At 46.2% G+C, this 13,806-nt stretch carries 11 protein-coding genes and 1 tRNA gene; 6 read left to right on the forward strand and 6 right to left on the reverse strand.

Annotation, left to right across the window (positions count from 1 at the left end):
- Positions 1-14: 14 nt before the first annotated feature.
- The 3 genes from BMZ56_RS19580 to BMZ56_RS19590 form a co-directional block, all read right to left on the reverse strand.
- On the reverse strand, positions 15-617 hold the full coding sequence (locus BMZ56_RS19580; protein ID WP_090629662.1) for a response regulator transcription factor: 603 nt from the start codon (positions 615-617) through the stop codon (positions 15-17).
- Complete coding sequence (locus BMZ56_RS19585; RefSeq protein WP_090629665.1) at positions 614-3,661, reverse strand: ligand-binding sensor domain-containing protein; 3,048 nt, start codon at positions 3,659-3,661, stop codon at positions 614-616. Before BMZ56_RS19585 ends, BMZ56_RS19580 begins: the two co-directional genes overlap by 4 nt.
- A 90-nt stretch (positions 3,662-3,751) precedes the next feature.
- Positions 3,752-4,411, reverse strand: a complete 660-nt coding sequence (locus BMZ56_RS19590; RefSeq protein ID WP_090629668.1) for a response regulator — start codon at positions 4,409-4,411, stop codon at positions 3,752-3,754.
- A 252-nt stretch (positions 4,412-4,663) separates the two neighbouring features.
- On the opposite strand from BMZ56_RS19590, the gene BMZ56_RS25880 reads away from it, so the two are divergent.
- Entirely contained in the window at positions 4,664-6,133 is a 1,470-nt protein-coding gene (locus BMZ56_RS25880; RefSeq protein WP_181127813.1) for a tetratricopeptide repeat-containing sensor histidine kinase, read from the forward strand.
- Between the two features lie 33 nt (positions 6,134-6,166).
- Here the strand turns inward: BMZ56_RS25880 and BMZ56_RS19600 are convergent, their stop codons facing one another.
- A complete protein-coding gene (locus BMZ56_RS19600) occupies positions 6,167-6,727 on the reverse strand; it encodes a hypothetical protein (RefSeq protein WP_177195218.1) in 561 nt (186 codons plus the stop codon).
- Positions 6,728-7,007: 280 nt separating this feature from the next.
- Between BMZ56_RS19600 and BMZ56_RS19605 the strand changes: the two genes are divergently transcribed.
- The 5 genes from BMZ56_RS19605 (at position 7,008) to BMZ56_RS19635 (ending at position 11,365) form a co-directional block, all read left to right on the forward strand.
- On the forward strand, positions 7,008-8,924 hold the full coding sequence (locus BMZ56_RS19605; RefSeq protein WP_090629674.1) for a sensor histidine kinase: 1,917 nt from the start codon (positions 7,008-7,010) through the stop codon (positions 8,922-8,924).
- Positions 8,902-9,561, forward strand: coding sequence for a response regulator transcription factor (locus BMZ56_RS19610; RefSeq protein WP_177195219.1), 660 nt, complete (start codon positions 8,902-8,904; stop codon positions 9,559-9,561). The genes BMZ56_RS19605 and BMZ56_RS19610 overlap by 23 nt, the downstream gene beginning before the upstream one ends.
- A 133-nt stretch (positions 9,562-9,694) precedes the next feature.
- Complete coding sequence (locus BMZ56_RS19615) at positions 9,695-9,955, forward strand: transposase (RefSeq protein ID WP_090629678.1); 261 nt, start codon at positions 9,695-9,697, stop codon at positions 9,953-9,955.
- Positions 9,956-10,031: 76 nt separating this feature from the next.
- Positions 10,032-10,105, forward strand: a tRNA-Ala gene (locus BMZ56_RS19620).
- A gap of 630 nt (positions 10,106-10,735) precedes the next feature.
- Positions 10,736-11,365: a hypothetical protein gene (locus BMZ56_RS19635; RefSeq protein ID WP_090629686.1), complete on the forward strand. Its 630-nt coding sequence runs from the start codon at positions 10,736-10,738 to the stop codon at positions 11,363-11,365.
- A 123-nt stretch (positions 11,366-11,488) separates the two neighbouring features.
- Here BMZ56_RS19635 and BMZ56_RS19640 read toward each other — a convergent pair whose 3' ends face one another.
- Together BMZ56_RS19640 and BMZ56_RS19645 are read right to left on the reverse strand one after the other, a co-directional pair.
- The gene (locus BMZ56_RS19640; RefSeq protein ID WP_090629688.1) at positions 11,489-12,151 is read right to left on the reverse strand and encodes a hypothetical protein; all 663 of its coding nucleotides are present in this window, start codon (positions 12,149-12,151) and stop codon (positions 11,489-11,491) included.
- 203 nt (positions 12,152-12,354) lie between these two features.
- On the reverse strand, positions 12,355-13,323 hold the full coding sequence (locus tag BMZ56_RS19645; protein WP_090629689.1) for a TolB family protein: 969 nt from the start codon (positions 13,321-13,323) through the stop codon (positions 12,355-12,357).
- Positions 13,324-13,806 lie beyond the last annotated feature (483 nt).

The raw sequence follows: 13,806 nt of genomic DNA on the forward strand, positions 1-13,806 counted from the left end.
CGAGTTGTACCCTGCTATATCCACCCTTTTTCTACCGCCAGTGATATCAGCTCGATTAAGCCGCGTGTTTGGGTTTTTCGGAAAATATTCCGGCGGTGCGTGGCAACGGTCAGCGAACTGATGAATAAAGCCGCAGAAATTTCATCGGTTGTCTTGCTTTGAGCCAGTAGGTTCAATATCTCCAGTTCCCGTGCTGTTAGCTCAATGTTATCGGGAATCGATGTGTTCCGTTGGCTGGTATGGAGGAATTTCTTCCGTGCATGTACCAACGACAGGTTGAGCGTGACCAATAGCTGGTCTTTGTTGAAAGGTTTAATGAGGTACGCATAGGGGCAGGTCACTTCGGCCCGCTTAAGCGTGGGAAGGTCGCTGTATGCGGTTAGGAATACCACCGGCACTGAATCCCGTACTACATTTTCCACAAAGGTGATGCCGTCGGTTTCGTGGTTCAGGTTAATGTCGCACAGCAGAATATCGAACGGTAATTCACCGAACAGCGCTTCTGCATCCACCGGGTTTGTGGCGATTTCAGCGTCGTATCCATTTGCCTGAAGGTGAAGCTGAATGCTGTTAGCAATGATGATCTCGTCTTCCAGGATTAGGACTTTCTTTTTCATAGGGTGATAATTTTGGGAAGATAACAGGTAAACACGGCCCCCGAGTTGTTTTCGAGTTCAATGGTACCTTTCAGTTCGCGGGCCAGGTTTTTGACGAGGTTGATACCCTTCTTTGTTCTTCTGTCGTTGGCGGCCTCGGCTTCCTGGAATCCCTTTCCGTTGTCGCGATAGACGAATTTCAATCCGCCATTTTCTTCATGCAGTGAAATCCCGATTCGCTTGACTTTCTGCTGTCCGTCGAACGCGTGTTTGAAAGAGTTGGTAATCAATTCATTCAGGATGAGTCCGAGGTGTGTCAATTTGTTGATTGGAAAATAGATCGGTTCAACGTTTACCTCGAGGTCGATAGACAGACCTGAAAAAACAATCAGGTCAGTTGCCAGATCGGTGATGAACCGGTCGGTACGTACACTGTTCCTGGCATCTTTCTGGTTAAGGATATCATGGATTTTGGATACGGTAAACACCCGTGATTGGAGGATCCTCAGTTTATCCTGGATATCTGCATCTTCAATTTCAAAGCTCTGGATGTCAATCAGACTGGTAATCAGTTGGAGGTTATTCTTTACGCGATGGTTTAGCTCCTGCATCAGGAAGGTAATGTTTTCCTTTTGCTGTTGGGTGGTTTCGAGTGAGTCATTGAGTGCCGTGTTGGCTTGCCGAAGTTCTTCGGTACGTGCGCTGACCATAGCAGACAGCTTCAGGTTCATTTTTTTCTGTTGATAGTTCTTATACGCGAAGGTACTGGTAACTATCAATACCAGTAGGGCACCCGCCGTTACCCGAAACCAAATAGACGCATACCACGGCGACTGGATGATGACCGTCATCGTATCGGTATCGCCCCACAAGAGCTCATTGTTACTTCCCTTCACCCGGAAGGTGTAGGTGCCCGGATCCAGGTTGGTGTAGGTGGTCGACCTGTCCAGAGTGATCGGTCGCCAGGTTTTATCGAATCCCTCAAGGATGAACTGGTACCGGTTTTTCGTTGCCCAAAGGTAATTGAGACTGGCAAAATCAAACGTAATGACGTTCTGGTTATGAGAGAATACCAACGTATCTGTGTAGGGGATGTTCTCTGGAATGGGCATGCCGAACAATTGGACGTTCTCGATCAGTGTTTTCCCTACTTTTCGATTTACATAGACGCTGTCTGGATGAAAAACGTTGAAACCGTTCATCCCTCCAAAATAAAGATAGCCCAGCGCGTCCCTATAACCGGCTTTTCCATTGAACTCGTTATTCTGCAGCCCATCATCCTCGGTATAATTTTTGAAGGTCTGATGGAGGCGGTCTAATACCGAGAGACCGTAGTTCGTAGACACCCATATATTGCCCTTTGCATCGGATTCCACGCTGTAGATAAAGTCGTTGGGTAATCCAGCTTGTTGCATATACGTGGTGATGCGTCCGGTTTGGGTATCAATGCGGTTCAGTCCCTTGGCGGTGCCTACCCAGATGTTGTGCGCTGGATCTTCGGTAATCGCAAACACCCGTTCGTTCGATAATGAGTCGTAGGAAACAGACTGATTGCCCCTTATCTGATATAATCCTTCATCGCTCCCAATCCAAATCGCCCCCGAAGCATCGATGAAACTGGTGCGCGACCGGACCAATTGCTGACCATGAATCGGACGGGGGGTAACTCCGAAATTGTGTACATTGAGTGCATAAATGCCGCTTGACCAGGTGTGTACCCAAACCGTATCGGGGGAAATGGGGGTTATTTCTATGACATCTTTATCGGCAAATGGTAGTGGAATCGGATCGAAACGATCTTCCTGCCGATTATATTTCAGGAGGCCCTGCCCGAATCCGCCCGCCCAGATGGTGTGATGTACATCTTTAGCCAGTGCATATTCGAGAAGGTCGGTCCGGTACAGCTTATACCGGTCGGTCCGTAGGTTATGTTTGACAAACCCGAGGTCTGTGGCCATCCATAGGTCGTCTCCGTCCCGTAGGAAATGAAAAATGCTGATAAAGTCTTTTTTCGGTGCGTTGTTGACGGTGATGCGGGAGGGCGTAAACTTACGTTGATGGGGGTGGTAGTAAAAGACTCCCCGTCCAGCGGTGCCCATCCACACCCCACCCAGTCCATCTTTCCTTACATGTAAGATGCTTGCCTGCAGTTCTTTTTCCGCATCATCCAGAAAAACTACCTGCTGCCAATCCCCGTTGTTCCGGATGAAGTAGGCTTCGTTGAACCCGCCGGCCAGTACCGTATGGTCATCCCATTGATGCAGGCTTTTTACCGTCGTATTTCCGATTTTCCGAAGTGTACCGCCGTTTTCATGGTATTCATATAGTCCATCTTCTGTACCGATCCATAGTTCATCGGGAGACCGTTGAAAAAAGGTGTTTACCGCCGTGTTTGTTAGCGGCGCCAATGCCGATACGGGTTGTATGGACCGGTTGGCAGCATCCAAGGAATACACGCCGCTTGCATTGGTTCCGATAAGGAATTTTCCTTCAGGTAATTCGATGATAGATGTGACGTAGTCATTATCAGTAACTTCAGGAATAGGCAGTATGTCGAACGTCAGTTTACTTCGGTCGATCAGTACGCAGTTGCCGATGGTTCCTGCGATCAATAAGCCTTCCGAAGCCGGATACAGTATATAACCGAACTTGACAAATGGATGGCGGTCGGTATCAAGTTGCAGCTGGAAATCAATGAACCGATCTTCCGCCATAAGGTACGCACATATCGAGCGTGTATTGGTGGCCAGCCACAGGGTATCGTTTGCGTAGTACATAGATCGGATGTGGTCATCGGGCAGGCCGCCGTCCTCATTGCTGGCCTTGTATACGTTCATTTGATATCCGTTGAAACGATTTAGGCCATTTTCGGTTCCCACCCAGAGGTAACCATTGTCATCAAAGTCCATGGCCAGCGCACCGAGCTGCGACAGGCCCACTTCCTGCGCGATGTGGACAACCGATAGGGAATCCGGGGCATTTTGCCTGATCACGGCCACTGCTGCCTGCATGCATACAACAATCAACCCAAACGATAGAAAAAAGCTGATATAAAATAGGCGCATTAAACGATGGATGACATATGGTTCATGATAGGCAAAGATATTAAACTGAATTTTCCGGGTAAATACCCGGTGTAGGGTATTTAATTCAACTTAAATAATGCCGTGTTCTTTGGCGAAGTGATACAGCGACATGTTGCTGGAAGTACTGCCGTTGAGATCGAGTTTTTTGAGAATGTTACGGCGGTGTGTCTGTACGGTAAATGCGGAAAGATAGAGGCGTTCCCCGATTTCTTTGGCGCTGAGGTTTTGGCAGATCAACCGGATGATTTCCAATTCGCGGGAAGTCAGCTTAAACTTCCGGACAAATGTATCGTTTTCGTTGAAATGTGCAAGGAGCTGGGCTGGATTTCCCAATGTGGAAGTGGCGGGGAAGAAGCGCTCTCCGGCGATCACTTTCCGGATAATCGCAGCGATATCTTGCAGGTCGTTGGTTTTGATCACATAAGCCATCGCTCCACGCTCGCGACAAAGGTCAATAAGCGTCGGCGAATGGTAGCTGCTAATCACGATGACCTTCGGACGTGCCGACCGCTGTTGGAGTGCTTCCAGTACGGCCAGTCCGTCCATGTCGGGAATATTCAGATCAAGTAGCAAGATGTCGGCATGTGGCAATTCAAAAGATTCCACCAGTGTGCGGCCGTTATCAAACGTGCCTATCACCATAAATTCCCCGGCTTCGGCGAGCATTTCCTTTAATCCCTGAATAATCAGTGGGTGATCATCGGCGATTAGGACTGTTTGGTTTTGCATGTAATCGGTGTTTCTGGTAGTTAGCTCTGAATTGCAATGATACTTATTTAGCGGGATAATGCAAAATTAATCGAAAAAGTGGGCAATCAGCACGTTCAATCGAGCCTTTGAAAATTACCCACTGTTAAGTATAGGAACCCCGGGATTGACGTTGTATTTTTGAGGCTGATGACTGTCCGATTGAATATTGTCCTGATATGTCTTTCTTTTCTCGGAGGGCGGTTTTTGGTTGCACAAGAACAACCTGCCGCCATGGAGATGCATCAAATCGGACAGGTATATTTGAAAGCAGGGCATCCAAAAGAAGCGATTCAGTATTTCAGAAAAAGCTCGGGAAAGGCGGAGCAACCTGCCGATGCCAAGCTGATCGCGATGAATGAGCTGTATATTGCGGTCGCTACGGGTCAGACAAGGCCGACAAATACACAGCTCGACAGCTGTTTTAAAGCGGTTCTTGAGCGGTTTCAGCACACGAAGGATTCCCGAGGTGAATACCTTGCCCTTCACGAGTATGGCTTGGCATTGGAACGCCAACATCGTTATGACGAAGCTGTACAGGCGCTGAATAGCGCGTTACAGGGCCGTGAAAAATTGGCGTTGGAGCAGGAGACCGCACAATCCTTGACAGCGCTTGCTCGGATCCATCACGAACAGGGCGATGACCGTGAAGCTGTACCGTATTTACATCGTGCCGAGCAATTGGTCAATGTTAAAAAATATCCGGAGACCTTGATGGATATATACCGCCTGCTGCATCGGATATACCTTACCGCCGACAATGAGGAACTTGCTGCGCCATATCGGCGTAAATTACTGGGGCTCGAACGTCAAAGGGATGAAACCATTGCGGCGCAACAGGCGTTCAAGACCGGCCAGCGGGAGGAAGCTGAACGACTGGATTTGCTGCATGCACTCGATCGGGCCGAGCAGGCAATGCAATTTAACCGGCGTATTTTCCTGGCGATCGTTGGAATGTTGCTATTATTGGTTATCGTCGGCATAATGATTCTGCATAGGCGGCAGCGGGAGAAACTCCATCGTGCTCAGCTCAATCAACTCCAGCAGGAGCAGGCGCTTAAAACTGCCGCCGCAATCATGGACATGCGTGAACAAGAACGAGCCGCCATCGCCTCGCATCTGCACGACGAAGTAGGTGCGCTGATTGCGGTTGCCAAGTTGAATCTTCGTAAGGTAGCAAATGACCATGCGCTGCTTGAGGGAAAAACTCGTCTGGTATCAGCACAACGGCTATTAGATGATATTGGTACTACCGTAAGGCATGTAAGCCATGGCTTGATGCCACCGTTGCTGGAAAAAGTAGGGTTAAAGGCGGCTGTTACAGAATTTGTTGAGGAGATCATGGCTACGGAGGCAGTGTCGGTATCCATCCTTATCGTTGGGTTGGATGACACGTCTGCTTGGAAGAAATCCGACCAGATCACGCTCTATCGGATGGTTCAGGAGCTGATCGCCAACGCCCTCAAACATGCCCATGCATCGAAAATCGATGTGCAGTTGGTTGAGCTGGAAAACGAAGTAACGTTGATGGTGGAAGACGATGGCCGCGGAATGGAGTCACCCAACGCGCACAACAAAGGTATGGGGCTGGCATTAATTCGCAAGCAGGTGGAACATTACGGTGGTCAATTGGAGATCAGCGGCCGCCACCCTCGGGGCACGGCAGTCGTGGTTGTCCTTCCGTTGCCGACTGTTTCCTGCTAATTTTCATTGCTGCGTAACCTCGCAGTTCTGCTGTCAATTGGTGATGAGGATAAAATCACTGTAGCTGCTTCCCCAGTTTTTGACGACAATCTTGTAGTCGGCCTTGTTCGATGGCGTAAATTGGACCTCGCAGGCATCGGTATGGCTGTCGTCCTGTGCGATTATGTTATTGTGCTTGTCGAACACAAACAAGTCCAGGTCGTTGTCGCCATCGCCGATTACCGATACGATTGCCTTTTCACTGCCTTTAAACGACCAAGTGGTTGCAAACGAACTGCCCCCTTTCACCTGTGCGGCCATGGTTTTTGGCCCTTCTGTGCGGCCGCGGGACCGTAGGCCTAACTCCCAATCGACTTGGTCGGCCAGAGTGAGCGCTGCTGTATTGTTTTGAGACAACCGGCGTCCCCATGCCAACAGGGTATCGGCATTGAGCATAAAAGGATGTTGCCGTAGTCGTGCGGATGTATCGGACAGCGAAATCTCAATCTGGTTGTTCGGGATGACTTCGACGGGCTGCTTTGCAAGCAGCCGTGCCGCCTGTATAAAGCTGAGGCCGTCCTGATGGGTATGGCCGTATCTCGTTAAGTATGCCATGGTCTTCAACGTCTGTATTTCAGGTGGTACTTTTGCTGTAGCGGCACGTTTTTGAGCAATTCCCAATGGAACAGTTGCAAACCATAACAAGATTATAAGCGAAAAAAATTTCATGGTTAACCCTAATGGATCCAAAAATACAAACTTAAACCATTGCTCAAAATACCTTGTAGTGGGTATTTCGCGTTTCTACAAAATTACCTGACGTTCGGTATTTATTCTGACAGATAGCAATCGTAATTTTGGTTTTCCGAAGTTGTATATGTTATTTTAGCTGCTGATGCGCAAAAGTATATATTATGGTTTGCTATTGTTGATGGGGTGTAGCTGTGTGGTGTTTGGAGTCCGTGCCGACGAAATTAAACCGGTATTGATTGATTCGGCGGCAACCTACAGCCTTAACGGGTATGTAGCGTATTACGAAGACAGCACGCTGAACGCTACACCGGAAGGCGTACTTGCACTTAAAAATACGGGGCGGTTTACCAATATCAACGGCGATGAATACATCAGCTTCGGCTATACCGATTCGTACTATTGGTTGGTTATCGAATTAAAAAATACACTTACCGATTATGTGAATTTATTTCTGTCGGTTCCGAGTCCGAGTATCAATATATTGGAATTATACCAATACCGGGCGGAAGACAGTACAATCACGCTGGTAAGCAGAACCGGCGATCGATTGCCATTCGCTCAACGTCCATGGCCGGTATGGGAGTTTCTTTTCCCCATCCGATTAGGCGGACTGGAAACCTCAACGCTGTTATTCAAGGTGGATAAGCGCGGTCAAAATTTTCTAATTAAAACCAAATTGGGTAAACGGGCACCTATTCTACAGGAAAATATCCCTATTTATGCAGCGTTTGGATTTTACGCGGGGATATTCGTATTTGCATTGCTCTTCAATATCCTCATGTACCTGTCTGTGGGGGATCGAATCCATCTATACTATTCACTGTATATTTTTTGTTCGGTTATCCTTGTGCTCGATGAAGTGGGATTAACGAAGGAATGGTTATTTCCTGACCTCGGCCGATTTCACGATTATACGAAGGCAACAAGCGGTATATTGAGCTGTGCCTTACTGATTCAGGTGATGCAGTTGTTTACCAACCAGACCGCAGCAAACAGCAAACTTTATTACTTTACTAATTACTATAAATACGTGCTCTGGGTACTGGGAATGATGCCTTTTTTCGCACTGCTTTTTCCCATAGATATCCGGGTAGAAAAAGCAATTTTCTTTTCGGCCAATATACAGGGCATCCTTTCGATGTTGATGATCCTGGTTTGTGTTATCGAGCGCATAAAGGGAGGCTTTATACTCGGCTATTATTATTTGCTGGCGGTATTACCACTGATCGTGGGTGGTATTAATTACGTTTTGCAGGTAATGGGTGTGGTGGGAGCACAACTGTTCAAACCCAATGGCGTGATCGTCGGGTTTGCTACTGAAGTGGTAATCCTCTCGTTTGCTTTTACCCAGCGGTATAACTTCTTGAAGCGCGAGAAAGCACTGTTAAAAAAGGAGAACGACCGTATCAAGCTGCAGGCTGTCCGGCAGGTCTTTCAGGCGCAGGAAGATGAGCGTGACCGGTTGGCCAAAGACCTCCATGATGACTTAGGCGGTACGCTTTCGGTCATCCGTTTAAAGGCGACTGACTTCCAAAAGAAGTTGGACCTTCTCCGCCCTGAGGAACGTACCGTTTACAGCGAAACCATACAGCTTATCAGCCGGGCATGCGACGATCTACGCGAGATATCACACAGCCTCAAACCCAAGTTTTTTATGGAGAATGGGCTTATTGGCACCATACAAGAACGACTTTCCATCCTTAACCGGGTAAGTGCGGTCAGCTTTGAATTTGTGTATCAATATACACAGCGTCGGGATTCCGAAATGGAGTTGTCCATTTATCGTATCGTCAACGAGCTTATCAATAACGTGGTGAAGCATTCTTGTGCAACGCAGGCAACCGTACAGTTGGTCGAGACGGTTCAGGAGCTTGTTGTTACGGTAGAGGACAACGGCATCGGATTTGATGGATATGAAACTTTTAAGGGCATCGGGCTCAAGAATGTATACTCACGTATTCAGTATCTAGGAGGACGCTATGCCATTGATACCAATCAAAATGGAACCACCATTACGATCGAAATACCCCTGCAAAATGACAGAAACCAGGCCAATTGATTCCCCGAAAATAAACCTCCTGCTGGTAGATGATCATCAGCTTTTTATCGATGGATTGCGTTCCATTTTGGATAACCATCCAAGTTTTACGGTATGGCGTACGGCGCGGGACGGTCGTGAGGCACTTCAATTACTTCAGCATCATACGCCAGACGTGGTTATCATGGATCTAAACATGCCGAAGGTCGATGGACAGCAAGCGGCGGCCAAGGCACTATCCATGTACCCCCAATTAAAAATCCTGGTGGTTTCGATGTACTACACGGCGTCGCTACAAGATACCTTGCAGGGGGTGGGTGTAGCGGGCTTTTTACCGAAAGATTCGGACGCCACGGTTCTTATACAGGCTATTGAAGAAATCCATGGCGGTGGACGGTATTTTACAACCTATTTGGATCGTCCTTCTGCCGACGGAGAAAACGATCAAAAAAGTGTACGGCAAAAGTACAACCTTACCAAGCGGGAAGTGGAAATCATCCGGCTGGTTAGGCAAAACAAAACAACCCAGGAAATAGCCGATCAGCTCTTTGTTAGCCCGTTTACGATCGAAACACATCGAAGGAACATTTGTGTCAAGCTGGATATCAAAGGAAACAATGGTCTGTTTGTCTTTGCCCAGCAGCATGTGGAGATTTAAGGAGACACTGGTGGAAAAATACACCTAAATAGGTATTGTTCGGATGGTTGTTTTTTTCTTTTTTTGTCTGGCGTAAAGCCGTACAGTAACCGTCGGCACCTGTGACACTCAATATCAAAAGCACAACATCACCATGAATAAAACTAGAGTCAATGAAACCGTAATGCAAAAAGCCATCCGTGCATCTGCAGACGGGAAGCGGGTATGTGATATTTGCAAAGAATTGAATATTCATCGGAATACGTTTTACCTATGGAAAAAAAAGTACCAGAAAATACGTGAAGATGGGCGACGGCGACTGGATGAATTGGAAGCGGAAAATGTACGGCTCAGACAACGAAATTCGGCCTTAGAGATGAACAACCGCGCCATTGTCGACCTGTTGTTGTCTTAAAGGATTCAGCGAATTAAATTTTATGCCACTGCTTGCAAGTGAAATCAATTTTCTCTATGTTTGCAGTCCGCCAAACGGGGGTTTAGCTCAGCTGGCTAGAGCGCTTGCCTGGCAGGCAAGAGGTCACCGGTTCGAATCCGGTATCCTCCACTTGATTAAGCACTTACATCATGTATTTGTAAGTGCTTTTTTTATATGCATACATTTTGCATACTTTTTCATTTGTTTGCAACAAGCCTGAAAAATATTAAAAAAAAGTCGCTTTAAGACCCCATAGTCTTGATTTTCAATAAAACCGTATTTTCCGATTATACAAAGCGCCTCGGATGTTGAATTTTCAGCTTCTAGTTGCGTGACGAAAACTAAGGAATATGAGCATTTATTTATCAAATGTAAATGTCTTAGACACAAATTGCCTTTTATAGCCATATTCAGTCACATAATGAACCTCAAATCTTTCAACCAGATTGAAAAATTCATCAATGGTAATATCATTAGGTGTAATTATAAGTGGGCAAGGCCATTAAGCCTTGTCGGCAGTGGCTATGATACTTTTGTTCTTCCGTCATTGCCAGACAGGCACAATAAGACCATCCCATTTTTCCGGGTGGTCTATTTTTTGGTTTTTTCCGATACTGTTTCGTTGCGTTAAAAAACCCCATTTAGGGGGTATCGCGGGAAATGTTGCAACGGTAACTTTGCTTTTATTAATGAAGGTGTAACGGTAATACAAGCCGGATACGATAACCGGACAACATTATAAACGATAAAATAAAAGAGATGAAAACAACAATCAGAAAAACACTCGGTCTGCTCACTATAGCCTTAGCCGTGGTATCTTGCTCCAAAAAAGATGATCCAAATCCGGAGGGCACTTCGGAGTGCTGGTACAAAGTTACGATCGATGGGGAAACGACGAGTCCGAATCAGTTTGGTCAAGACAAGGTCGTCATCACCGGAGGAGTAGATCCAGACTCTGGAATAGAGAACTTTATTTTTGCAATATATCAAGAAAAAGGGGGGAATAGCCAAGAAGTTGCATTAGGAACCACTGTTCACGGCCTTTTTAACAGCAAGAGTGCTACAGGAATTTATCCTGCAGGATCATTTCAATCAGGCTCCTTTAGTACACCGAGATATGAACTTTACCCCAGATATTATATAGGTAACTACAATGACGATCATATCGAACACAGTCTCACGTTTACCTTGCTGGAGAATTCTGATCAGCGGATACACATGAAAGTATCAGGGACAGTAATAAAAGAAGATAAGGTAGGAAACGAGGTAGTAGAGATCGGACCTGTTCCCATAGAGACAGAAATAAAGATTGATCGAAGCCATTACATGGAGACCATTGTTGAAGGCGCTATAGTTGGCGGGGCTTACTGCGAGTGTCAAGAACAATAATCATAAACCATTTTAAATCTATAAACTTTAAAAGCCATTAAAAAAGCAATCTTTACCCTTATGCTGCAAAAGATTCAACGCAATCGTTTGAGGCAACAAGTTAACCTTATGGAGACTCTGATTTCATTCAACTATCGGTTCGGTCAGGGCCAGCATGGCTGCAATCGCCGTTGAGCTATCCATCGGTTCAGGTGCAACGGCTTCATGTTCCGGATTTGAAGTAGTGGGACCGAAAGTTCCGGACAATGCAATCACTTGGTTGTCCTGATTATCTATATGGGCTAGCCTAATGTACAGCTCGTACCGCCAATCACCTTTTTCATTATTCCTGTAACGCAGGGCAAATACGTTCTCATAAGGTGCTTTCCCCAATCTTCCATCAGCAATTTCCTCCATATCGGGGAACATATCCAATATTTCATCCTTTGTCTCCTTTCCCATACCTGACTGTGCGTTGATGGAACGCCAAGCATACACATAGCCATTAATATCATCTTTGAAGTTCACTGTATAAAAGTAAATATGCGGTATTGTCGGATAATGCCCTTCATCTGTAAAGCTGCCTGTTTCCTGCGTTTCATATCCCTGCATTTGGGATGTAAGTAATGCGGACACCTGGTTTATCGTAGTGAGGTGTTTCAGGCGCACACCGGTACCCCTTGTATCCGGTTCTCTGTCCTCCTTACTGTCACAGGCAGACAGCAGGAAGGTTCCTGTAAACAATAACGCGATCGGTGCCCATACAAATTGGTTTTTGAGTTGTCTAGTAATTCTGAATTTAGCCATAGTTCTGTTTTTTAATGATTTTATCAACTCTTTCAGCAGGTTCTTTAAAAGTAAAGTGATGATTAGATGTATTTCATTTCGGTTGCTTTATGGATAAGTGCCACAGCGTTGGATTACCGTTTCTCCTTTAATAGCCTTGCGAACACCCATGATGACAAGCGTAAAATTAATGATTTCAACTTCATCTATGTATATCGCTATATTCACTCCACCCAGAATGTCGGGCCATCAACCGCAGGAAGGATCTCTTCCCCTTCAGGTTGTATGACAATTACTTCTTCGTCACTATCCATGTTATACACCCGGCCGTCGTTCGGGATAATGGCAAGGTTCCAGTAAAAGAACGTAGGCCCGATTTTTTTCGCTACCAGCAGGTGTTTCCCGTCGGGAGAGAAGTCGGCCTGGATTTCACCGCCGCTACTTTCCGTAACCTGCCGTAAATCATTACCGTCCACATCCATCACGTATATATGATTGCTCACCATCATCGCAAGCTGTGTGCCTTGCTTGTTTGCCCGCAGGTTGCCCCACACCGTATAAGGCATCTCTTTTACCAACGTAAGGTCTGTATAGGGTGGGTCAGATCGGAAAATATACCGTTCGTTTAAGGTAAAGACAATACGGTTGCCCGGAAGCCATCGCACCTCATCACTGATCCCGAAAGCCATGGGGCCCGTTTCGGTGTTCACCGCCTCCAAATGAGTGAGCACCTTCCCGTCCAAATCGGTTATGACGATGCCATTGTCAAATGTCGGGCTGTACAGCACTTTCTTATTATCGGGCGAGAGCAATGCTTTTACGTCTGTGTCTACACCCTTCGGTGAAACATAATCAAATTCATCGGCGATCGTTCCATCCGAATTGCGTATTAACGTGATTTTGGCCACATCGAATACACCGGCTTCCCGTTCGCTGGTCAGCCTGAACTGTCTGTCCAGGCCCATGTCCCAAGAATTGAATCCGTAGGTGTTGAACGTGAAGTAAGTGCTTTGCCGGTTTGTCTGCAAATCCAGCTGATACACATTTCCGGTAAAGGTGTATAGGAGTTTGCCGGTCAGACTCCTATTTCCGCCATTTTCATTATCGGGATTGGCACCCTTGTTTTTGCTGCACGACAAAATGCCGAACACTGCGACTAGGACGAGAGTAATGGTTTGTACTTTCCTTTTCATATATCAATTAATGTATGAAAACAAAGTTATCAGGTGCTTTTGTTCTGGGCAATCCACGAAAACAAGGATTTATGTTCCCATTTACCAATTGAAGCCTTTGGAATCGTGGATCAACAACTGGAATGTGGTTAACCTGTTCAATTGATTTTAACAAATATTCCTCTTCTGTCCGTTTTGGTTCTCAGTTCTGATAGAATTGTTCAAATACTGGTTAATTCTGTGAAAACAGTTCTGTGAGCTCTGAGATATCTTTGTATTAAGATTAGTTGCTAGAAAAGTCAATAGTTTTACTTCATTCAAAGAGATGTATTTTTCTTTTGTCGAAAACGATGACGATCAGGTTTAGCTAACCAATGAATGAAATATTATTCGGTATCCGCGCGGCCAACGGAGTGATTATCGTGTTCGAATCCGGTATCATCCATATGATTATCACGCACTTATGATCGAATCGTAAGTGCGTTTTTTGTGCTTATTCGACAA

Origin of the sequence: Parapedobacter indicus (assembly GCF_900113765.1) — a bacterium.
Taxonomy (GTDB): domain Bacteria; phylum Bacteroidota; class Bacteroidia; order Sphingobacteriales; family Sphingobacteriaceae; genus Parapedobacter; species Parapedobacter indicus.

Excerpts from the sequence above, each read along its gene's own strand:
- BMZ56_RS19590 (WP_090629668.1), bottom strand. The coding sequence starts at position 4,411 with ATGCAAAACCAAACAGTCCTAATCGCCGATGATCACCCACTGATTATT.
- BMZ56_RS19605 (WP_090629674.1), top strand. The coding sequence starts at position 7,008 with ATGCGCAAAAGTATATATTATGGTTTGCTATTGTTGATGGGGTGTAGC.
- BMZ56_RS19600 (WP_177195218.1), bottom strand. The coding sequence starts at position 6,727 with ATGGCATACTTAACGAGATACGGCCATACCCATCAGGACGGCCTCAGC.
- BMZ56_RS19615 (WP_090629678.1), top strand. The coding sequence starts at position 9,695 with ATGAATAAAACTAGAGTCAATGAAACCGTAATGCAAAAAGCCATCCGT.
- BMZ56_RS19640 (WP_090629688.1), bottom strand. The coding sequence starts at position 12,151 with ATGGCTAAATTCAGAATTACTAGACAACTCAAAAACCAATTTGTATGG.
- BMZ56_RS19585 (WP_090629665.1), bottom strand. The coding sequence starts at position 3,661 with ATGCGCCTATTTTATATCAGCTTTTTTCTATCGTTTGGGTTGATTGTT.
- BMZ56_RS19580 (WP_090629662.1), bottom strand. The coding sequence starts at position 617 with ATGAAAAAGAAAGTCCTAATCCTGGAAGACGAGATCATCATTGCTAAC.
- BMZ56_RS19610 (WP_177195219.1), top strand. The coding sequence starts at position 8,902 with ATGACAGAAACCAGGCCAATTGATTCCCCGAAAATAAACCTCCTGCTG.
- BMZ56_RS25880 (WP_181127813.1), top strand. The coding sequence starts at position 4,664 with ATGGAGATGCATCAAATCGGACAGGTATATTTGAAAGCAGGGCATCCA.
- BMZ56_RS19645 (WP_090629689.1), bottom strand. The coding sequence starts at position 13,323 with ATGAAAAGGAAAGTACAAACCATTACTCTCGTCCTAGTCGCAGTGTTC.
- BMZ56_RS19635 (WP_090629686.1), top strand. The coding sequence starts at position 10,736 with ATGAAAACAACAATCAGAAAAACACTCGGTCTGCTCACTATAGCCTTA.